The organism is Filimonas zeae, from assembly GCF_014641615.1.
Lineage (GTDB): Bacteria > Bacteroidota > Bacteroidia > Chitinophagales > Chitinophagaceae > Filimonas > Filimonas zeae.
In genome coordinates, this window is record NZ_BMIB01000004.1 from 1,153,054 (window position 1) to 1,175,006 (window position 21,953).

Genomic DNA, 21,953 nt, shown 5'->3' on the forward strand with positions numbered 1-21,953 from the left:
CCGGAAGAAGCCGCCTTTACTAAATTGTAAACGTTAAAAAAGTTCGATTAAGACATAGCGTGATTATACTCACGTTTTGCTTCGTTTTTAGACTTTCTGAAGAATCTTCTTACGCCTTCATGGGCATCACCAGCTGCGTCCGCTACATCGTGTAAAGTTTCAGATGTTTTGTTGCGGTTTCTCATATACAATATCACTCCAGCGGTGGCTGCGCCTACAATACCAGCGGCAATTAAAATGTTTTTCATAAAAAATATTTTTGGTTATGCTTAGTAGAAATTCAAGAGTTGTGCCAAAAAGCAAATCCGTTTCAACCGCTTGCCGTACTTTTAGAAGCACATTAAACCGTTTTTCCTTTTATGTTAAAATTTTTCAGTGGATGCCTGGTTACTGGTTTACTGGCTGTAACTGCTCAGGCGCAGGATTTATACCACCCCAGAAATATTGAGAACGCCTACGCACGCGGCACCCGCTCGTTAGACGGTAAACCCGCCAATAAATACTGGCAAAACAAGGGCAATTACAATATCCGCGTAACTGTAAACCCACCTGACAAAACCATTTACGGCAGCGAAGACATTGCTTACTACAATGGCAGCCCGGATGCGCTGCAATCGCTGGTAATAAGACTTATCTGTAATCTGCACAAACCACAATCGCCCCGCTCCGGTTACGTGGGCAAAGATTTTCTCAGCAACGGGGTAACCATAGACACGTTTATGGTTAATGGTCGCCAGATAAGCTTTAATAACGACGTTGGCACGGTTGCCAACGTGCGTCTGCCACGCGAAATACCCTCCGGCGAAACCGCGCAGCTGCATATTACGTGGCATTACGACGTATCGGTAGAAAGCGGCCGGGAAGGCATGATTGACAGTACCACCTATTATCTCGCCTATTTTTACCCACGCGTATCGGTATACGATGACTATAACGGCTGGGACCGCATAGAGCACAGCGACCGCGTGGAATTCTATAGCGACTTCAATGATTATGAAGTGGAGATAAAAACTCCCAAAAACTTTGTGGTATGGGGAACGGGTGATCTGCAAAACCCTAAAGAGGTATTACAGCCATCCATAGCCAAAAAGCTGGAAAAAACCTTTGCTTCTGATGAAGTGGTAAACATTGCCAGCTTTAACGATATGAAGCGCCAGCGAGTTACGCAGCAGAACGACTGGAACACCTGGAAGTTTAAAGCGGCCCATATAGCCGATGTTACTTACGGCATCAGCGATCATTTTGTATGGGATGCCGCCAGTGTAATGGTAGACAGCAGCACCGGCCGCAGAGCCAGTGTTCAGGCAGCCTATAACGATACGGCTAAAGACTTCCATTCTTCCGTTAAAAACAGTCATTACGCGCTCAACTGGTTTTCGAACAACTGGCCCGGCGTGCCTTATCCTTTCTCTAAAATGACGGCCTTTCAGGGATATGCGGATATGGAATACCCCATGATGGTAAATGACGCTACCACAGACGACCTGGGCTTTTCTCAGCTGGTGCAGGATCATGAAATAGCACACACCTATTTCCCCTTCTATATGGGCATTAATGAAACCCGTTATGCATTTATGGATGAAGGATGGGCTACCACGCTGGAATACCTGATAGGTATTGCCGAAAAAGGCAAAGAGGAGGCTGACCGCTTTTACAAAATGTTCCGCGTAACCCGCTATATTAACGATCCTTCTACGGAAGAAGATCAGCCTATTATTTCCCTGTCGTCTCAGCTAAGCGGTTCCGGCTATGGCAACAATGCGTATGGCAAACCTTCGTTAAGTTATCTGGGCCTGAAAGATATGCTGGGCGACACCCTGTTAAAAAAAGCACTGAAGGAATATATGAACCGCTGGAACGGCAAACACCCCATACCCTGGGATTTCTTCTACAGTTTTAATGATGCCACCGGCGAAAACCTGAACTGGTACTGGAACAACTGGTTTTTTACCAACAACTATATTGATGTAAGTGTAAAGGATGTGGTTAAGAAAGGAGAAAACACGGTAGTAACGGTGTACAACAAAGGCGGCTTTGCTATTCCGTTTGATGTAATTGTCAGTTTTACCGACGGCTCTTTTACCACGCTGCACCAGACACCCCGCATATGGCAAACGAACCAGCGCCAGGCAGAGGTAACTATACCGGGTAATAAAACCATCCGCACCGTACAACTGGAAGGTGGTTTGTATATGGATGCTACTCCTAAAGACAACATCTGGAGCAAATAAGCAACAGCACTTTTATAATATGGGCCGGTGTACTGTTAAAGGTATACCGGCCTTTTACTTTATGCTAAAAAGCCGCCTACTGCATTCCATTCCTCATCTTTCTCAATGGAAAAATTAATACCCCGCTCCGTCATAATCTCATCGCATAATTCATTCACTTCTTCCTGCGTCATCTGCGGCTCATCAATGTAAATAAGCAGATCGCGGAAATTCTTCCGGTTAACACGACCTACCAGATGCACGGTGTTTCTGCTTCTTAAAAAATCAAGCACATCTTTCTCTACTTCATTCAACCGCATAGCATCTGCGTCTGTGGCATAACCTTCCTCATCAGTATAAATACTTTCCAGTTCTACCATAACCTGATAAGGGAATGCCTGCTTGTTGTGATAAGCGTGATAAGACTTGTTGATAAAGGCTAATGCAGGGCCATCAACAGTATCACATTCAAGTTCCACAAAGTCATCGCCGGGGAATATAGGTTCAACCGGCTCCGGGCCCGCAGGGGCTTCGAACAATTTTTTAAAGAAAGACATATGGAGTAGGGTTGGTTGCTAACACTTGATGGTTCAAGGTAAAAACTTCCTGCCGAAATAAAAAAACTAATCACATTTGCAACCACCATATACACCATCTAAATGACAGCAATATCACTACAACAATGGGAAGCAACATTTATCAGTTACCTGCAACAACATACAGATAACAGCGATGCCGCACATGACATAAGCCACTTTACACGCGTGTGGAACACCTGCCGTATTATTGATATGGCAGAAGGGAACAAAGGCGATTTGCTGGTACTGCTTACCGCCAGTTATTTTCACGATCTGGTGGCGGTTGCTAAAAACAGCCCTGACAGAAATAAAGCCTCTTTACTTAGCGCAGAAAAAACCAGTACGTTACTACGCACCTTGTTTGAGGGGTATCCGCAGGATAAGATAGAAAGCGTGGCACATGCCATACATGCGCATAGTTTTTCTGCAGGTATTACGCCCCTCACCTACGAAGCCAGGGTATTGCAGGATGCTGATAGAATGGAAGCCCTGGGCGCAATTGGCATTGCCCGTACTTTTTATGTAGCTGGCTTGTTACACTCACAAATGTTTCACGCGCAGGACCCGCTGGCTCAGAATCGTCCCCCGGATGATAAGACTTACGCGTTAGACCACTTCCAGGTAAAACTGCTTAAACTACCTGCACAGATGAATACCGAAAGTGGGAAAAAACTGGCAGAAGAACGCTCCGCCATACTAACGGATTTTATGAAGCAGCTTGCAGCCGAGGCAACAGGCAGGTAGCACCTTCCTGCTGTTGCACCACATTTATAAATGCGTTGATAGCATGGCAAAGCTTATAGAAACCCGCCCAAAGCTTTAGGAAAGCAGGCGCGTGCTTTAGAAAGGTAACTGCCAGCAGCAGTTATTCACCGCCCATATTAACGGAGTGCGCGGGGTGCTGGGGAATGTTTGCCAAGCGCTGGCTGCTGTTAAAACAGCACTTATAAATGTTACGGCCCAGCTTGCCCGTTGAAATTATAAGTCTTAGGAAGAGAATTGGCAACCTTATGAGCACATTTACAAGTTGACGGGAGCAATTTGTAAACCTTCTGGCGCAAAAAAGAAGTTACCGGATGTGTTTTATAAACCTGCCGGAGTAATTTAAAAGCGCTGGCGCGAAAAATAAAAGTTGCTGGAGCATTTCGGGAAGTTGTCCGGGGAAAAATAAAAGCTTCCGGAGCATTTCCTAAAGCTTTCGGATGCAGTCGCCCAGCTGGGCGGTGAGAAAATAAAGTGACGAAAACACAGAAACGTGGCTCCCGTCAGGGAAAAATCTGACGGAGCAGCTGTAAAAAGCACCCGGTAAGCCTTTGTTATTCCAACACCTTAATGGGATGTTTGTGCTCATCTATAGCCACAAAAGTGAAAGTGCCGGTAATGGCCTTTTCGCGTATAAAGGAGTACATTTCTTCAATGTAAATTTCTACAGAAACCTTCATGCTGGTGTTACCCACCTCCGTTACCTTGCCTACCAGTTCAATAATGGTACCTGCGGGAATGGGTTTGGTAAAGTTGATACGGTCAGATGAAATAGTTACCATGCGTTTGCGGCTGAAACGGGTAGCAGTAATAAAAGCCACCTCATCCATCAGCATCATAGCCGTGCCGCCGAATAATGTATCGTAGTGGTTGGTTGTGCCTGGGAATACTGCTTTAAATATCCTTGTTTCAGAATTCGCTAATCTTTCGTCTAAAGTCATTAAGCCGGATTTGGATTTTCAGGGCGTAAAAGTATTGTAAAGTTGTTATAAGGCGCTTCTGTCTATTTCAAACGCGCTATCCAAACCGCGGATAACCGATTCGGGATGTTTGGCAGTGGGTACAAAATTGCGGAGCGGCGTACTTATTTTAGGGTACTCATCTATAAAAGCCAGGTTCTGCACCTGCGGTATGCCAAAATCCAGCATTAGTTTTACCAGGGCAGCCCTGTCAGAGCCCCAGAATTTGATATACTTGCTTTCGGTAATAAACAGTTCTATCAGGGTTTCTTTGGTGTGAAACAGCAGGCCAAACTCCAGCCAGGCATCCTGCGTCAATTCGGTGCGGTATTTTTCCAGTGTGGCCAGTACATGCGCCCTGGGGAAATAGCCTGTGGTAACCGGTTCTTCGTCGTGCAGCCCATAGACACAACTCAGCTCTTTATCGGGAAAAAGCGCTGTTAAGGCAGCAAACACCTCCCATAAACGGGAGTTGTTAACGTTAATAGCGGCGTAAAAAGTAAAAGGCAGCTGCTGCGTATCATTAGGCGTATACATAAATCCTTCCTGTATGCGGGCCTGCTTCCGCTTCTGCAATATCTCTTCCATATCTTCTCTATGCGGCATTTCGTGCGGCAACGGCACGCGTATAGTAACAGGTAATTCTAACATGCCCTAAAGATAGCAACAGCTGCAATGGCTTACAAAGGCTTTACTACAAAACTGTAAGTATAGTTGGCAAAAGGTAACTGATAACGCGTCATAGGCCGCGAACGCCAGCTATCTATACCGCCCACGCCCATCTGCTTCCAATCAATATGCAGCTGCGTTTGTGGCCTTGGCTTTAGGTCTGCTGCATGGCGCTGATGCCGCTTCTCGCCATCATCCAGATCGCTATCAAAATAATGCAGGGCGCTCATGCTCAGTAACGAGTCTGAGGTAATCAGCAGTCCTTTGTTTTTGCTGTTGCTGATGCGCCACCAGCGTACATCTGTTTTGTTACCGGTTTCCTGTGGAATTACATAAGGAAAATACTGACTGGCTACTGTTTGATTATAAATGCCTGCAAAAGCGCTGGCTTGCCTGTCAGCATAGTTTTCGTGCGGGCCATTGCCGTAATAGCTGATCTGCTCAAAGCCTGCGGGCATAATCCACTGCATACCAAAGCGGGGTAATATTTCTGTGTGAAAGGAAGTATCGGCCTTTAACGTCTGAGTTACACGTAACGCTCCGTTGCCAATACATTCGTATGTTATAAACAAGGTAGCATGCACCTGTTCCAGCGAATACATTAATTCTACAGTATTAAGTTTGGCATCAGGGCCCGATACACGAATTTCAGGCTTAAGCTGTTCAGTAACCGTTTTCCAGTCTTTCAGTTTCACCTGTAACTGGGCACCAAAATCATTTTCATTAGGAGCGCGCCAGAAAGAAGGCCTTGCACCGTAATTACTATCCAGCAGCTCTACCCCTTTGTAACGATAGCGTTGTAAAAAGCCGGTTTTCCTGTTAAACTCCAGCAACATATCACCTTCACTCAGTTCAATAGTATTGGCCAGCGTTTTATTCTTCAATACTACCGGAACATCTCTGGTAACACCCTTCATGTATGTACCACCCAGCTTCAACTGTTGCGTAGCCACTACATGCCCGGCAGGCATTAATGGTTCTTCCTTTTGCAGGCGGTAGGTAAGGTTTACAAAAGCTTCTCCCTCCGGCAGCGTTGTAAACGGCAGAGTTACCAGTTGCGTCTGCTGTGGAGCGATAGCAGGTACCGTTACCTCCCCTGACTGATGCACTTTACCGTTAACCAATACCTGCCATTGAAGGGTAAGGTTAGACAGTGCAGTAAAGAACCGCTCGTTGTATATACGAACCTGATTGCTGCCTTCTTTTTTCGAATGTATGTCCTGGTATATATGCTTCATTTCCCATGCATGCGGGTACGGTGTTCTGTTGGCGTAAAAGATGCCTTTAGCAGCGTAGTTCCAATCGGTAATGGCTTCCGCAGGTTCGTAATCGCCGCCGTAGGTGTATACTGTGTCGCCGTTGCTGTTAACGCGCTGGAAGCACTGGTCTACAAAATCCCATATAAAACCGCCCTGAAAATGTTGTTTGTTTTCGCGTATTACATTCCAGTAATCTACAAAGTTGCCTAAGGAGTTGCCCATGGCATGCGCATATTCACACATAATGAACGGACGCTGCGGATGCGGATTGTTTTTTACGTATTGCAGCATACCATCTGGCGTAGGGTACATGGGGTCTATGATATCTGAGTTCCATTCCCATTTAAACTGGCGGTAGTCGGCTACTGCTCTTTCATACTGTATGGGGCGCGAACTGTCGCGTTGTTTCATCCACAGATAAGCGTTGTAAAAGTTATACCCGTTGCCTGCTTCGTTACCCATGCTCCAGATAATAACGGAGGGGTGGTTTTTATCACGCTCCATCATACGTTGTACTCTGGCCAGGTGTGCATGCGCCCAGGTGGGGCGGTTGGCCATGGTATAGGTAATATCGTAGCCCATACCGTGCGATTCTATATTGGCTTCATCTACTACGTACAATCCATAGCGGTCGCACAGTTCCAGCCAGTATTCATTGTTGGGGTAGTGACTGGTACGTACGGCGTTGATGTTATACTGCTTCATCAACTGTACATCGCGCAGCATTGCTTCTTTAGATATTACGTGGCCGGTCTGTGGATTAGCTTCGTGGCGGTTTACGCCTTTAATCAGTACCGGCTGCCCATTCACCAGCAGTTGACCATTGCGGATAGCTATTTCGCGAAAACCTATATGCCCCGGTATTACTTCCAGCAAGGCACCAGCTGCATTGCGCAGCTGCACTTCTGTTTCATACAGATTGGGGGTTTCGGCAGTCCACAGTGCGGGATTAGCAACAGGTATCTGCAGGTGTAAAATAGAGTCTGTAATAGTGGTAGTTTGTTGTGCTACTACTTTACCTTTCTGCGAAAGGATAACAGTGGCCGTTCCGGTAGCAGGTGCTTTACGGTTAAGGGTAAGCGTTGCCTGCAAGGTGCCACGGGTATACGTGCTATCTAACAAAGGCTGAAACTGCACATCGTATACATGCTGTGTGTTACGGGCCAGCAGGTAACAATCGCGGGTAATACCACTTAAGCGCCACATATCCTGATCTTCTATATAGTTACCATCGCACCAGCGCATTACCCGTAGTACAATCAGGTTGCGGCCTTTAGACAGGTAAGGGGTAATATCAAATTCAGAAGGCAGCTTGCTGTCTTCTCCATACCCCACATACTTTCCGTTTACCCAAACCGTAAGGTTAGATTTGGCAGCGCCTATGTGTAATACTATCTGCCTGCCATTCCAGTTATCACCAATATCCACAACCCTTCGGTACAGGCCGGTGTTATTCACCTGCATAGGTACTTTGGGTGGGTCGGCTTTTTTATCCGGCATCACGTACATAAACTCAAAACCGGAGGTGGTATAGATGGGAAAACCAAAACCATGCAACTCCCAGTTACCGGGTACGGGCATCTGCGCCCAGCGACTATCGTCAAAACCGGTTTGCTCAAAACCTGCGGGAGCGTCTGCGGGCTTTTCCAGCCATTGAAACTTCCAGTTGCCATTCAGGCTCTGGTAATTGGCTGACTGCTGCCATTGGCCGGCAGCGGCTTTTTCGCTGTTCTCATATACAAAATACGAGGCATGGGCGGGTAGCCTGTTTTCTTCAGAAACCTTTTCATTCAGCCAGGCGGGCTGTGCCAGTGCGGTAAAAGCTGTGGGAAACGCCAGCGCACTCAGCAATAATCCTTTAATAGTCATGAGGTTAAAGTTACAGAATGGCGTTACTGGCTGTTGCCCGAAAATTAATACCGAATAACTCTATTTTAACCCGGCGCACAATACTACATTTTTTAGTATTTTTATAGTATGAACGACCGTATCAGTGAGAAATTGCAGATTTTGGCAGATGCTGCCAAATATGATGTGAGTTGCGCTTCCAGCGGAAGCAAACGGGAAAATGAAAACAAAGGGTTGGGCAACGCCGCCGGAGGCATGGGTATTTGCCATGCATATACAGAAGACGGTCGATGCGTTTCATTGCTTAAAATACTGCTTACCAATTACTGTATCTACAATTGCGCGTACTGTGTAAGCCGCAGCAGCAACGATATTAAAAGGGCTGCTTTTACTGTAGATGAGGTGGTGGAGCTTACCATTGGTTTTTACCGACGCAACTACATAGAAGGCCTTTTCCTCAGCTCGGGCATTTTTAAGAATGCAGATTACACCATGGAAAGGCTGGTGCTGATTGCTAAAAAACTACGCACCGAGCATAATTTTCACGGCTACATTCACCTGAAAGCCATACCCGGTGCCAGTGACGAGCTGCTGCAACAGGCCGGCCGATACGCCGACCGGTTAAGCGTAAATGTAGAAATGCCCACTGAGCAAAGCCTGAAACTGCTTGCACCGGAAAAAAACCGGAACGATATGCTGAAACCGATGCAATATTTAAAGCAGGCCATAACCCAATACGAGGCTGAAAAGAAAACCAGCCGCCACCTGCCACTGTTTGCGCCTGCCGGACAAAGCACGCAGATGGTGATTGGCGCCACGCCGGAAAACGACTGGCAGATACTGATGATGTCCAGCTATTTCTACCAGAAAATGCGCATGAAGCGGGTGTATTACTCCGGTTATGTACCCATTAGTAACGATAACCGCCTGCCCGCCATTGGAACGCCTGTGCCTATGATACGGGAGAACAGGCTATACCAGGCAGACTGGCTGATGCGCTTTTATGGCTTTACCGCGGGCGAGCTGGTAGCGCCCGACAGCCCGCACCTGGATATGGATATTGACCCCAAGCTGGGCTGGGCACTGCGTAATCTGCACCTGTTTCCGGTGGATGTAAACCGTGCCGATGCAGCGTTGATTATGCGGGTGCCAGGCATAGGCGTACAAAGCGCGCAGAAAATTATTGCCGCCCGTAGGTTCAGCCGCCTCACCTGGGATCATTTGAAGCAGATGGGTATTGCAGGCAGCCGCGCCCGCTATTTTCTGGATTGCAGAATACCAGGCGATAACCGTAGAGACCTTACCCCTATGCAGATTAAACAACAGATACTCAGCCTGCAGCACAGTAAATACCAGCCCAATTTTTCACCGCAATTAAAACTGTTTTAGTATGACTACGCTTTTATTTGATGGCAGCTTTCCCGGCCTGCTTACCGCTATATTTGAAGTATATGAATACAAACTGAACGATGTACGGCTGGCTACGGCAGATAGCAACCCCGTGCTGTTTGGTGAGCAAAGAGAAGTAGTTACCGATGCCTCCAAAGCCAAAAGAGTGTGGCAGGGCATAGGTAACTGTATTTCCGGCGAAGCACGTCACCAGCTGTATCAGGCTTATTTGTCTGAACTGGATACCATGCCGCAGACACTGCTGGCTTACTTTCAATATGCGTTTTTTAAACAAACCAATGTGCATGAGGATTTCAGTCACCCGGCTGTATTAACCGTACACCAAACGGTGCGTAAAGTATACCGCGAAAAACATCGCATGGAAGCTTTTGTGCGCTTTAGCGAAACAACGGATGGTTTGTTTTATGCGGTAGTAGAACCCGACTTTGATGTACTGCCCCTTATTGCAGAACATTTTGAAAAGCGCTACGCCGATCAGCGATGGGTTATTTACGATTGCCGCAGGAAGTATGGCATTTTCTACGATTTATCCTCTGTGCAGGTAGTGGAAATGAATTTTTCGCCCGATATGCTTCAGGGTAAAGATGCTTCGGCTGCGTGGAACGAAAAAGAAGCGGGATTTCAGCACCTGTGGCAACAGTATTTTAATAGCGTAAACATAGCCTCCCGTAAAAACACTGCCCTGCACATACGGCACATGCCGCTGCGTTACTGGAAGTACCTGCCAGAGAAACAACCCGCCGGTACAGGAATGGCAGGATAATTGAATTTACTGTAAGCATAAAAACTTACCACTATGAAACACATTACCGGAATATTCGCAGGTATGCTGCTGCTGGTACTGGCCAGCTGCAGTAATAACAATGGTAGCGATGCACAAAAAGACTCCGCAGATATCATTCCTCAGGACCGCATTACCGATTCTATTAAACAAGGCGATTCATTACGCCGCGATAGTATTATGATGGATACCATCGCCCGCAAAAGAATACCTATGAATTAAGGGAAAAGCGGTTTACCGGAGTGTACATAAGCTATTGATTGATAACTGCATTGGGCTTAAAATAACCTGAAGAAGGAAAATGGTCCGTTTTTAGCCTTTATTTTGCGAATTAATCCGTTAGCACATGTACAACCTCCAATCCGGCGACGAGGATAAACAGGCGAAAGAATTATACCGGCTGGATGTGGTAAAACGTTACCGTGAACTGGAAAATACCTGGCAATCTGAGCTTCAGGAAATAGTGCTGCTGGCCTCCGAAATATGCGATGTGCCTATAGCACTACTGTCCATTGTAGATAAAGACCAGCAGGTATTCATTACCAAACACGGCACCGACCTTACCGGCACAGAACGGGAAATTGCCTTCTGTAACCAGACCATTTTGCAGAATGATATTCTGGTGGTACCTGATGCAGAAAAAGATGCCTTTTTTTCTTCCAATCCACTGGTGAAGGGAGAGCCTCATATCCGTTTTTATGCCGGCGCCTCGCTTACTACCAACGAAGGTTTTAACATTGGTAGCCTGTGCGTAATAGACTCCAAACCTAAAGAGTTATCTGAGCGGCAGGCCAGATGTTTACAGGCACTCTCTAAACAGGCGATTCACCTGATGGATTTATCACTGAGCCTGAAAGTAGCTAACCAGTGCATGCTGGATATGGAGCAATCTGAGTTAAAAATGCGCGCTATACTGGACAGCTCCGAAAGCTATCAGATTCTGGTAGGCAAACAAATGGAAATACTGGCTTTTAATAAAGCAGCAGACGAGTTTATAAAGTTTGCACTGGGCAGAGGTTATGAACTGGGCGATAGCGTGTTGAATTATACTACCCCTACCTCCATTAGCAGCGTTATTGCAGCATACAACCGCGCACTTGCCGGAGAACGCGTGTATGGTGAAAGAAATCTGAACTATTACCCAGGCATTGATACCTGGTGGGATGTTTCCTATTCGCCCGCGCGCAATTCCAACGGTGAAATAATGGGCGTATCTTTTTATGCTACTGATATTACTAACCGTAAGCGTAACGAGCAAAAGTTGCTGGTACAGAATGATAAGCTACGGGAAATATCACAGATACAATCGCACCAGGTGCGTGGGCCGCTTACTTCCATACTGGGCATCTTAAACCTGATTAAAGAAGACAATTATCAGGCAAGTAAAGAATACCTGTTGTTACTGGAAAAAGCAGCCATGCAAATGGATGAAAACATACGCCGCATTGTAGGCATTAACCGGCAGGCAGGTAATCAGTAAATTTTACATTCCCATAAACCCGGTGTACCACCCTTTATTTTTACACGCAGGTATCTGGCTTTTCCAATTGTAGAAATAACATGCGGGCTACAGATTTTCAGGTCTGGCTGTTCGCCGCAGGTGGTCCAGCTTTTACCATCAGCAGACTTCTCCAATATCCAGCTGTGGCCGTAGGCAGGAAATACAAAATACAGTTCGCAACGTTTCAGCTTTTGCACTTTTCCCAAATCAAATTGTATCCATGGTTCTTTATCTTCTGCTGCCGCCCACCAGCGTGTGCCGTTGCTGTTATCTGCCGCATTATCCGGCGCATAAGTAAAGGTGCGTGAGATGCTTTTAATACCCTGAAAACTGCTGTCGCCTCCTTCCTTATCTGCATCTATTCTGGTAGTTACCACCCGCTCCTTTTTAAAGCTGGAAGCAGTTATGGTTGCACTGAGTGCTTTGTTATCCTCAGGCAGGTATTTGCATTTGCGGTAACTGCCAACGCCCTGTTTATGCACCTTCACGGGTTGTATGGTACCATCTGCATTAAACAACATTTTATTGGCATACACCTGCCGCGTAGTACCGCCTTCGCCATACTCCAGATATAAAAACAGATAGTCATCCTTATCTGCTACATGCAGCACGTTGCCATGCCCTGGCCCCCATACGCCGGTAGCGGTATCAGACTGAATAAAAATGTTTTTACCTGCAGGAATAGTGAAAGGCCCTAACGGACTTTTATCGCTAACCATGTAGCCATTGCAATAGCTGGCATTGCCCGAAAGAGTGTAGAAATAATAGTAGCGGCCATTGCGCTTAAATACGCCGGGGCCTTCTGAATAGCCCGGCAGTTTGGTGGGTATGGTTATAGTTTCGCCCTGGGCTGTAAGCAGATCATTTTCCAGTGCGGTGGCAAAACGCCTGCGCCAGTACATGTAGGCTTTACCATCGTCATCAATAAAGGGCTCACCATCTATATCAGGCACTATAGGCTTGCTTTGCTCTGCTTCTTTTTCCGGCTGCTGAAAGTATACGCCGGTACCATTGGTAAAACGGAAAGGGCCCTGGGGATGGTCTGCTACCACGGTATAAGTACCCATTTTATCATCGGGGGTTACAATGGTGGGAAAAAGGTAGTATTTGTTATCTTTTAAAACCGCCTTACCGGGTGCCCAGTAGCGGAAGTAACCGGTTTTCTGTGCGCCTTTAACATCGGTAAACGTGTAAGGCTTACTCCAATCCATATTGCCCAATTGCAACGGGCCATCAAAACTCCAGTTTACAAAATCTGCGGAGCGCCATACTACAGGTGTTCCGCCTTTGGCAAGGCCGGCATCCACATCGGTGGTGGCATAGAGATAAAAAGTATCTCTGAAGCGCACCACCGATGGGTCGGCTATATTATCTGCCACCAGCGGGTGGTCAGGCACATTTCTGGTTATTGGCTTTTGCTGGGCAAATACGCCATACTGAGCGAAGGAGGCAGCAATCAAGGCTCCGAAGAATACCCTCATGTTATTAAACTTTTCCGGTTCAGGCAAATAAAGCCCTAATATAGAACGCCTGCTCCGCTCAACCTTCCTGCACTATCGGCCTAGGGCTTAGTGTGAATCCATAGCATGATCTGCAGGCATATCCTCTCCACTCCACACTTTTACAGCCGTCCAGGGGGCAGCAGGTGCAGACCAGAACGGATCGGCAGGCGGCAGGCCCAAAGGCAGCAGCATGGTAGTACACAGGTACAAACTGCCGGTAGTAATATAAAAATCAGCCAGTTTAGGCTGGTGACCATACAGCCCTATGTTCAGCCAGCCATCCTGCGTAAAAGTAGAAGGCGCTTCCATGGTTTTATGCAATACGGCTGCCAGCGCACAACGCACCTGCTGTGGTGTTAATTCCGCAGGCAGTTTTTGTGTGTAAGCCATATTCGCCAGATGCTGAAAAGCACCGCCACGGTATACAATAGAACGGCCGGTTACAGGAAATGTACCGTCTGTAGAAATCATTCGTTCCTGTATAGCGGCGTAGCGTTTGGTAATTTTATCCAGCAAAGAAATAAATCCTTCATACCCCCTTCTTTCTTTACTTACAACAGGTAATATGGCCGAGAGATATGGCTGTATTACATAACTGTTGTAATAGTCCATATGAAACTGCATACCATCGGAGAACATGCCATCGCCAGTGTACCAGTGCTGCCAGAATTCTCTGATACCGTAGTCGATACGCACCGCATCGTACGGCAAGCCGTATTTACAGAAAAAGGTTTCTATCATTCCGGAGAACAACAACCAGTTACTATACACCGGTACAGTACCACGGGTGCTTACCAGTGCAGTTACCACCTGCTTTTGTACAGCAGTATCCAGGTGCTCCCACAACCACGGGCATCTTACCAGCGCCAGTGTAAAAAAGGAGGCATCTACCAGCGGCTGCCCACCTCTCCATTCCAGATAATCTTTGGCTTTGGGGTTTACCGAATTGGCAATGGCTTTTAAGCTCCATGCCCGGTATTGCTTACGCAGGGCCTGTTCCGCAGGGCTGCCTTCTTCTATATTCAGCCAGGGAGCAATGCCCGACAAGGTGCGACCAAAGGCTTCCAGGTAGGCTACCCGGCCACGGCTTTCTTTGTTATCAATAGTAGCAGAAAACAACACAGGCATGTTTTGCTTCAGCTTGTCTTCCGCCAGGTTCTGTATTACCGGGCGGGCTATCTTATCCATATAACGCAGCCATTCTTCGCGACGGCTGTTGTCTGCCCCCTGTTGTGCAGAAGCCTGCTGTGCTTGAAAAGCGCAGCAGGCTGTTATTACAATAAAAAGATACTTATACATATAACTTCTGCTTATTTCAATCGCATAATATAACTGTAAGTATACTGTTTCTCCAGCAAACGGTAAGCATCGTGCGGTAAAGCGCCCCAGCTGTCATCGCCACCTACGCCACGCTGCTTCAGGTCTACCGTAAGGTAAACGCCTCTGCGTGGGTGCAGGTCTGTCGGGTGCTGTTGCTTTTTGGTCATACCCGGGTCCAGATCTTCTGTGGTATGGTCAATAGCGCTGAAACCGATGGGCTGTGCACCTTCAATAGTTAAGCCATGGCCTTCCTGATTGGTAAGTGATATCCAGCGTACATCTGATTTATAACCGCTTTCCTGCGGACGGATATAGCCTTTCCAGTATTGGTTTTCTACGCGGTCTTCATACTTGCCTACAAAAGCAGCATCCTTACGGTCGCTGTAGTTTTCCCACGGGCCACGGCCGTAGTAAGCCAGGTTGCCGTAAGCACCCGGTAAACTCATACGCATACCAAAGCGTGGCAGTTCAGGCAGTTCGCGGCCGGTCATATCAATAGAGGCAGTTACTTTAATAGCGCCATCATTCAGTATCAGGTATTCAACCGTATAGGGCACATTAATACCCGCCAGTTCAAATTGTATTTTCACCGGCACACCTTCTGCGGTTTTATCACCCACCGTTACGTTCTTCACTTTTTTACCGGCATGTGCATTGCGCCATACCCCCATGTTCTCAGGCATGTTGTTGCCAAAGTCATTATCCGTAGGGGCGCGCCAGAAATAAGGTTCAGGATAACCGTTTAGTACCCACTGGTTGCGTAACGCATAATGCGTAATCACACCACGGTTCAGGTCTATTTCACCTTTAACATCACCGGAAGTGAAAGACAGTTTGTTGCCTTCTTTGTTTACGGTAACACCGCCACCGTTGGCAGCTTTACGCGCAAAGTAATCGCCGGAATGTTTAAACTGCTCTGCGGCAATTTCATAATCAGCAGGTAATAAAGGTGCATCATTACGGGTATACGCAGCCACTTTTACAAAATACTCCTCCCCTTCTGCGGCAGCAGGGGTAGGTATTGCCAGAGTTATATCTTTATCCTGATGCGGAGCCAGATCTACCGTAAAAGTACCTTCCTGCACCTGCTCACCATTCTTACATAACTGCCAGCGGAAGTTGTAAGCGCTCAGGTTGGTAAAGTCGAAATCGTTGTGAATAGAGATGATGCCTTTGCTGATGTCTTTGGCTGTAAACAGAATGTTCTGATAGCCCTTCTTCACTTCCCACGCACCGGGGTCTGGTGTTCTGTCTGAGCTGATGATACCATCGGCTACACCGTTCTCATCATGTTGCCAGTAAAAAGCACCCAGGTCGCCACCATATGCCCAGAACAGTTTACCGTTGGCATCTCTGGTTTTAATACCCTGGTCTACCCAATCCCATATAAACCCACCCTGCATGTGTTTGCTGCTTCTGATAATATCCCAGTAAGTCTGAAAGTTACCATTACTGTTACCCATGGCATGCGAGTATTCACACATAATGTATGGACGCTTTTTATCAGCATCAGCATACTCCTTCATGTGGCGGATGCGTGGATACATAGGGCATACAATATCTGTGTTCGCGTCTTCACCTGCCTGCTCAAACTGCACCATGCGGGTATTATCGCGTTCTTTAATCCATTTGTACCCATCATGAAATACAGCACCGTTACCACACTCGTTACCGAGCGACCAGATAATGATACTGGCGTGGTTTTTATCACGCTCTACCAGGCGCTGAATACGGTCCATATGTGCAGGTGCCCACTCCGGTAAGTATGCGGGGTGTTTGCTCTTATCAAACCAGGCCTGGAACGTAGCGCCCATGCCATGTGTTTCAATATTGGCTTCTTCTACCAGGTATAAACCATACTGATCGCACAGCTTTATCCACAACGGATCGTTAGGGTAATGGCTGGTACGTACGGCGTTAATATTTAATTGCTTCATCAGGGCAATGTCTTTCAGCATTACCTCTCTGGTAGGCACGTGGCCCAGCACATCATCATGCTCGTGGCGGTTTACCCCTTTTACCAGAATAGGCATACCATTTACCAGCAGCTGTGCATTTTTAATTTCCACTTTACGGAAGCCGGTTTTAGCGCCGGTTACAGTTATTACACGGCCCTGTTTGTCTTTCAGGGTAATGATACAATCGTACAGGTTAGGAAACTCACCACTCCACAGTAAAGGCGATTTTACGGTACCGCTGAACTTTACTGTTTGTATAGTATCGCTACCCGCCTGTATCTGCTGCTGCTGCGTAAACACCGTTTTACCGGTATTATCCTGTAGCTCTATCTGTAAAGCACCTTCTTTTACTTTGTTACCGGCAAACTGGCGCAGATCAATAGCCGCGCTGAACAGGCCGTTTTTATACTGTGCATCCAGGTCTGACTTCAGGAAAAAATCCCATACACTCCATTTAGGCAGTGCATACAGGTATACATCTCTTTCAACACCACTTAAGCGCCAGAAATCCTGATCTTCCAGATAGCTGCCATCGTGCCAGCGGAATACCTGAACTGCCAGCAGGTTCTCCCCTTTGTGCAGGTATGGTGTAATGTTAAACTCTGCCGGAGATTTGGCGGCTTTGGTAATACCTACTTTGGTACCGTTTACATAAATGAAAGCACAACCACTGATAGAACCGAATTGTAACATTACCTCGCGGCCATTCCAGTTTTCAGGAACGGTAAAGGTTTTACGGTAAGTACCTACGGGATTGTTCTCGCCAATGAACGGCGGGTTCTTTGGGTGCGGATAGGCAATGTTGGTATAGATAGGAATACCAAAACCTTTCAGCTCCCAGTTGGAGGGCACTTCTATATCTTTCCACTGACTATCATCGTAACGCGTTTCATAAAAGTTAACCGGGCGGAAAGCATACTTTTCAGCATAGCTGAAGCGCCAGGAACCATTCAAAGACTGATAGAAAGCAGACGCACTGTAGTCGTCTTTTTTAGCATCTGCTGCATTGGTGAAAGGCAAAAAAGTAGCGTGTGGCTTTTCTTTGTTCCAATCAACCAGCTTAGGGTTTTCCCAGTCGTTATTCTGCTGGGCAAAGCCTGTCTGAACCACCAGGCATGCGGCGGCAAGTAATTTTTTCATGTGAACCATTTTATCGTGTCGCTATTGATTACGTTATCTTCTGTCAAAGCCCTCCAGGCTCCAGTTGGCAGACCATTCCACAAAAGGAACGCCTTTGTTAAATTGTATGGGCAGCCATACGTAGCGGCTGTTGACAAGGTTTTTAGGGTTCCACTGATCGGCCATAAAAATGAAGGCATCCTTTTTACCCTGTACAGGCAGTACAAATGTGCTCTGCGCGCCATAGGTGTGCAGGGCATCGGCACCCCGCATAGGATCGCCCAGCTCCTTCCAGGGGCCGGTTAAAGAATCGGCCACATGCAGGGCAGCCTGGTTAGGCGCCCAGCCGGTGCAACCGCTGGTAATGAGGTAATATTTTTTATCGTGCTTAAACACCGCCGGGGCTTCGCGGTGATTGCGGAACATGAAATAATCTTCTGCGGTGGCAGACAGATAATCCGGCGCCAGCTTTACAATACGCAGGGTATAGTTTTCATCGGAAGAATAAATCTGATAAGCGGTACTGTCGTTATCCTGATACAGCGTCATATCCCTGCTCATATTGCCGTTGGGGCGAAAGCTGCCGATATACGTATAAGGCCCTGTTACATTATTGCTCACCGCCACAGCCGCACGTGCCGCACTGTAGCCTTTGCCACGCAGTTCCAGGTGAAACCACATTACATACTTACCTGTTTTTTTATTGTACAGCACTTTAGGGCGTTCTATTACGCAGCCCCTGCCCACCTCGCTGGTGGTGTCGGAGTCGGGAATAAAAGCCAGGCCTTCACGACGCCAGTTGTGAAGGTCGGTGGAAGAGTATACACCTACGCCTTCAGTTCCAAACCGGGCCCGGCTTTCTCCAAACCAGTAATATTTACCCTTATCAAACAGTACACCGCCACCATGCGCATTCACAGGCACGCCATCCACATCATTCCAAACCTCGCCCGGCTTAAATAACTGCTGGGCATTGCCAGAACAAAAAGCTGCCATCATACACGCGGTAAGCAGGCCGCATAAGGTTCGCTGTAGTTTCATTGTCAACATGTTTTATGGTTTCCATTCCAGCACGCCTACCGGCTGTGGCGGAACGGTTTCTGTTCGTTCTCCATCTCCCTGCGCTACTTTCTGTACAAACAAATGCAGTTGTTTTTTACGCTGCCATACATCGGTATCATAAGAAGGCTCCCATTGCCCCAGTGAACTATCTGTTACATCTGTAGTATTCCATTGGTTCTTCCGTATATCGCTGCAATACGCTACCGAAGCCTTACTGCCCCGCTCTTCATCCCGGTACACCATATAAGCCGCCGTTCTTTTCCCTTTGCGCATTACCATAATCTGCGGCCGTGATACCGGTATTTTTTTAGTACCCGTACCGCTGAGGCTAAAAGCACTGTTCCGGTTGGTTACCTGGCTGGTTAGCCATTGGGTACCGTTGTAATACACCAGCTGAAACTGAGGCACTTGTGTTCCTGCGGGTTTCCAGTAGGTGGCTATATAAGGGTAGCCTTTGTCATCGGCGTACATAGAGGTCTGGTTAATCAGTTCGCTGCGCTGCGGTATGCGGCAGGCATATTCCGCGGTGCCAGCTGTAATGGGCAGGGTGTACGCTTCTCCGGTTGTTTTTTGCCAGGTAACACCACCATCCTGCGAGCGCGCATAGCACATATCATGGTTGGTAGCCACATCCGGAGTTTCGCGCCATACCCAGGAAATATGTATTGTGCCTTTACTATCTACAAACGTTTGGCAGTACGCATTGCGTTTGCCTTCGCCATCTATCAGGTTTTCCTGTACCTGCGTCCACTGCTGTGTGGCCAGGTTGTACCGGTTCAGCACCAGATTGCCGTTGCCTGAACCGCCATCGCGGTACATAAACAGCAGATGGCCGCCCGGTAGTTTATAAAACTCCGGATAGGATACTTTGTTCTCTTTTTTACCGGTCATAGCCATGGGGGCGCTCATCTGTAGCGAACCGGGGCTGATGCTGCGGGTGTAATGCAGGGGATTGTTATGATGATCCCACGAAAGATGCAGATAGCCGGCACCATCTACCATAATGCTGATGGTGTTATGTGCATCGTTGGCATTACCGCTAAAAGCGGTGGTTTGCAGCTGCCAGGCAGTATCGCGCAAACAGCGCTTACCCAGCACTACTTTTTTATCTGCGTTGTAAAACGCCACGTATTGTGTATCTCTGAAGCTGGTGAGTGAGTTTTTGCGAAAAACAACCGCGTTTACCGAGTTGGCCGACCAGCCATCCGCCACCGTTACCAGCCTTCCTTTGCCAGGTTGCTGTGCCAGCAAGGCCGTCATCATACCCATACCCAATAATGGCAAAACCGTTTTTTTCCACATAGTTCTCTTTGTTTAACAACGCAGCCATTCCCCAAAACGGGCAGTTTATCAGCGTAGCAGGGGGTTATGGCATAGCGCTCTCAGCAAAATAGCACAAAAGCCGCGTCAGTTTACAACCTACCCCCCTTCCGGGCTGCGAAAGGGAGGTGGTTGTGCAAAAAAACTGTTATCCCCCCGTTTACTAAGGGGGCAAATTCACATTTAAGAGGGGTAAATGAAGTATTTATAGTCCGTCTGCCTTCATGGCCTCTACCAAACTGCAGTATTTAATAAGGCCGGCAGTGGATTTACATTCCGTTCCTTTAAACCCTCGTATACGCCACTTACAATCAGTTTTCCGCTCCGAGAGGCATTGGTATCTTCGCCGGCGCTACGGGGCCTTGCGGCCCCGGCGTAGGATGGATGGCACCGGATTCTGATTTATTGCAGGCAAACGACACTACTGCTGCGGCCATAACAAACTGTATGCGCATACTATTGGTTTATAAAGGTTTAGGGTTTCAGGTACTTTAACCGCACTGCGGTTATTTTACAATATTGTCCGGTAGAACCCGTGCCGGTAAGCGTTGCAGCCATGCCCAGCGTAATGGTTTCCGGCTCTGTAAGTACAAACGACACCTGTTTGGTACCATTAGAGGTAAAAGCCACACTGGCAAGCGCCGGATTAGTACTTAAAGTGGCAATATTGGGCAGGGCAGTTCCACGCGCTGCCATTACATACATGGCACCGCTGGTGCTACAGGCATCTACCACTGCTTCAAACACATAGGTGCCCGGAGGTAATGTTACCGTTTGTGAAATTTTGCCCTCAGACACATTGGGTAATCCCCAGCCTGCCTCAAAAGACAATACGCCCACATTTGAACGGAGTTCGTACCCGCCATAGCCGCCTGCATTTTTTACAGAGGAGGAAGTACTCCACACATCCAGTACCCCCCAACGTTTACTATCCCACGAAGATGCCTTGAAAGGACCACCAGTGTTTTTAAGATAATCGGCAGTTACGTTCATAAGCACATTGGCAGTCTGATAGCCAGTATAGAAAGTATCAATACTCAGCGTATCAGGCAGAAACAGGGTACGATACTGGAACGATGAGCCATATTTGTAGGGCTTTAACGTGGTATCGGTTATACCTATGGGAACCCGGATTTTCCGCTGTACGTTAAACGTATCGGTAAACGTAAGCTCGGAAGCAAATACCCCACTGGTAAGGTCCATACCACCCCAGGAGATTTTTGTTTCGGCATTGTTGTTCAGCTCGCTGTTGTTGATGGGCCGGTTCAGCAGCAGGGCCTGGTAGCGATCGCCATAAGCGGTACCGGAAGCATTTACCACTACAGACCGGTTTTGAAAAGTATCTATGGTAACTACTTCAAAACTGTGCACGCCTTCATCCAGCCCTTCAATTAGCCTGGACAGGGTATCTACACCGCCCGTTCTTTTTATAGCTATGGTTACGGAATCTTTGCGGCTATCCCAGTAAATACGGCAGGCCACAATTTTAGGGTCGGCTATAAACAGGCCTTTTACCAGTACCCGGTTACGGCCGGAATAGATTTTAAGAGAATCTATCTTGCCGGCATAGGCCTTTTCTCCATCGGGTGCAAAGTTTCTGTACTCATCCATTTTGGAGCAGGCTGCCAGACACAACAGCATAGCACCGGCAAGCCAGGAAAGCACAGATATATTATTCAGTTTCATGATTCTGTT

17 protein-coding genes are annotated in these 21,953 nt (G+C 47.4%); 6 read left to right on the plus strand and 11 right to left on the minus strand.

Annotated elements, in window-relative coordinates; translation table 11 throughout:
- Positions 1 to 47 precede the first annotated feature (47 nt).
- Positions 48 to 248 carry a hypothetical protein gene (locus tag IEY13_RS23310; RefSeq protein WP_188956774.1) on the minus strand — a complete coding sequence of 67 codons (201 nt, stop codon included), beginning with the start codon at positions 246 to 248 and terminating at the stop codon, positions 48 to 50.
- Positions 249 to 359: 111 nt separating this feature from the next.
- Between IEY13_RS23310 and IEY13_RS23315 the strand changes: the two genes are divergently transcribed.
- Positions 360 to 2,231, plus strand: coding sequence for a M1 family metallopeptidase (locus tag IEY13_RS23315; RefSeq protein WP_188956776.1), 1,872 nt, complete (start codon positions 360 to 362; stop codon positions 2,229 to 2,231).
- Positions 2,232 to 2,290: 59 nt separating this feature from the next.
- Here IEY13_RS23315 and IEY13_RS23320 read toward each other — a convergent pair whose 3' ends face one another.
- Positions 2,291 to 2,767: a DUF695 domain-containing protein gene (locus IEY13_RS23320; RefSeq protein WP_188956778.1), complete on the minus strand. Its 477-nt coding sequence runs from the start codon at positions 2,765 to 2,767 to the stop codon at positions 2,291 to 2,293.
- Positions 2,768 to 2,869: 102 nt separating this feature from the next.
- Here IEY13_RS23320 and IEY13_RS23325 point away from each other — a divergent pair, with 102 nt between their 5' ends.
- Positions 2,870 to 3,532, plus strand: a complete 663-nt coding sequence (locus IEY13_RS23325) for a phosphohydrolase (RefSeq protein ID WP_229687978.1) — start codon at positions 2,870 to 2,872, stop codon at positions 3,530 to 3,532.
- A 572-nt stretch (positions 3,533 to 4,104) separates the two neighbouring features.
- On the opposite strand, the gene IEY13_RS23330 is transcribed toward IEY13_RS23325, so the two are convergent.
- The 3 genes from IEY13_RS23330 to IEY13_RS23340 are packed head-to-tail and all read right to left on the minus strand — an operon-like array spanning position 4,105 to position 8,306.
- Positions 4,105 to 4,491, minus strand: coding sequence for an acyl-CoA thioesterase (locus IEY13_RS23330; protein WP_188956780.1), 387 nt, complete (start codon positions 4,489 to 4,491; stop codon positions 4,105 to 4,107).
- Positions 4,492 to 4,536: 45 nt separating this feature from the next.
- Entirely contained in the window at positions 4,537 to 5,160 is a 624-nt protein-coding gene (locus IEY13_RS23335; protein WP_188956782.1) for a hypothetical protein, read from the minus strand.
- A gap of 29 nt (positions 5,161 to 5,189) precedes the next feature.
- The gene (locus tag IEY13_RS23340) at positions 5,190 to 8,306 is read right to left on the minus strand and encodes a glycoside hydrolase family 2 TIM barrel-domain containing protein (protein ID WP_188956784.1); all 3,117 of its coding nucleotides are present in this window, start codon (positions 8,304 to 8,306) and stop codon (positions 5,190 to 5,192) included.
- A gap of 108 nt (positions 8,307 to 8,414) precedes the next feature.
- Between IEY13_RS23340 and IEY13_RS23345 the strand changes: the two genes are divergently transcribed.
- The 4 genes from IEY13_RS23345 (at position 8,415) to IEY13_RS23360 (ending at position 11,956) form a co-directional block, all read left to right on the plus strand.
- Positions 8,415 to 9,674, plus strand: coding sequence for a putative DNA modification/repair radical SAM protein (locus IEY13_RS23345; protein WP_188956786.1), 1,260 nt, complete (start codon positions 8,415 to 8,417; stop codon positions 9,672 to 9,674).
- A 1-nt stretch (position 9,675) separates the two neighbouring features.
- Positions 9,676 to 10,458 (plus strand): TIGR03915 family putative DNA repair protein, encoded by a 783-nt coding sequence (locus IEY13_RS23350; protein ID WP_188956788.1) that lies wholly within the window; start codon positions 9,676 to 9,678, stop codon positions 10,456 to 10,458.
- 33 nt (positions 10,459 to 10,491) lie between these two features.
- A complete protein-coding gene (locus IEY13_RS23355) occupies positions 10,492 to 10,698 on the plus strand; it encodes a hypothetical protein (RefSeq protein ID WP_188956790.1) in 207 nt (68 codons plus the stop codon).
- Between the two features lie 124 nt (positions 10,699 to 10,822).
- Positions 10,823 to 11,956 carry a PAS domain-containing protein gene (locus IEY13_RS23360; RefSeq protein WP_188956797.1) on the plus strand — a complete coding sequence of 378 codons (1,134 nt, stop codon included), beginning with the start codon at positions 10,823 to 10,825 and terminating at the stop codon, positions 11,954 to 11,956.
- Here the strand turns inward: IEY13_RS23360 and IEY13_RS23365 are convergent.
- The 6 genes from IEY13_RS23365 to IEY13_RS23390 all read right to left on the minus strand — a co-directional run bounded on the left by IEY13_RS23365 (position 11,950) and on the right by IEY13_RS23390 (position 21,944).
- Positions 11,950 to 13,458 (minus strand): family 43 glycosylhydrolase, encoded by a 1,509-nt coding sequence (locus IEY13_RS23365; RefSeq protein ID WP_188956799.1) that lies wholly within the window; start codon positions 13,456 to 13,458, stop codon positions 11,950 to 11,952. The genes IEY13_RS23360 and IEY13_RS23365 overlap by 7 nt on opposite strands.
- Before the next feature lie 87 nt (positions 13,459 to 13,545).
- A complete protein-coding gene (locus IEY13_RS23370) occupies positions 13,546 to 14,778 on the minus strand; it encodes a DUF2264 domain-containing protein (RefSeq protein ID WP_188956802.1) in 1,233 nt (410 codons plus the stop codon).
- An 11-nt stretch (positions 14,779 to 14,789) separates the two neighbouring features.
- Positions 14,790 to 17,897 carry a beta-galactosidase, LacZ type gene (lacZ, locus tag IEY13_RS23375; RefSeq protein ID WP_188956804.1) on the minus strand — a complete coding sequence of 1,036 codons (3,108 nt, stop codon included), beginning with the start codon at positions 17,895 to 17,897 and terminating at the stop codon, positions 14,790 to 14,792.
- A 33-nt stretch (positions 17,898 to 17,930) separates the two neighbouring features.
- Positions 17,931 to 18,917 (minus strand): glycoside hydrolase family 43 protein, encoded by a 987-nt coding sequence (locus IEY13_RS23380; RefSeq protein WP_229687979.1) that lies wholly within the window; start codon positions 18,915 to 18,917, stop codon positions 17,931 to 17,933.
- A 12-nt stretch (positions 18,918 to 18,929) separates the two neighbouring features.
- On the minus strand, positions 18,930 to 20,240 hold the full coding sequence (locus IEY13_RS23385) for a BNR repeat-containing protein (RefSeq protein WP_188956806.1): 1,311 nt from the start codon (positions 20,238 to 20,240) through the stop codon (positions 18,930 to 18,932).
- A gap of 492 nt (positions 20,241 to 20,732) precedes the next feature.
- Positions 20,733 to 21,944: a DUF4998 domain-containing protein gene (locus IEY13_RS23390; RefSeq protein WP_188956808.1), complete on the minus strand. Its 1,212-nt coding sequence runs from the start codon at positions 21,942 to 21,944 to the stop codon at positions 20,733 to 20,735.
- Positions 21,945 to 21,953: the final 9 nt, after the last annotated feature.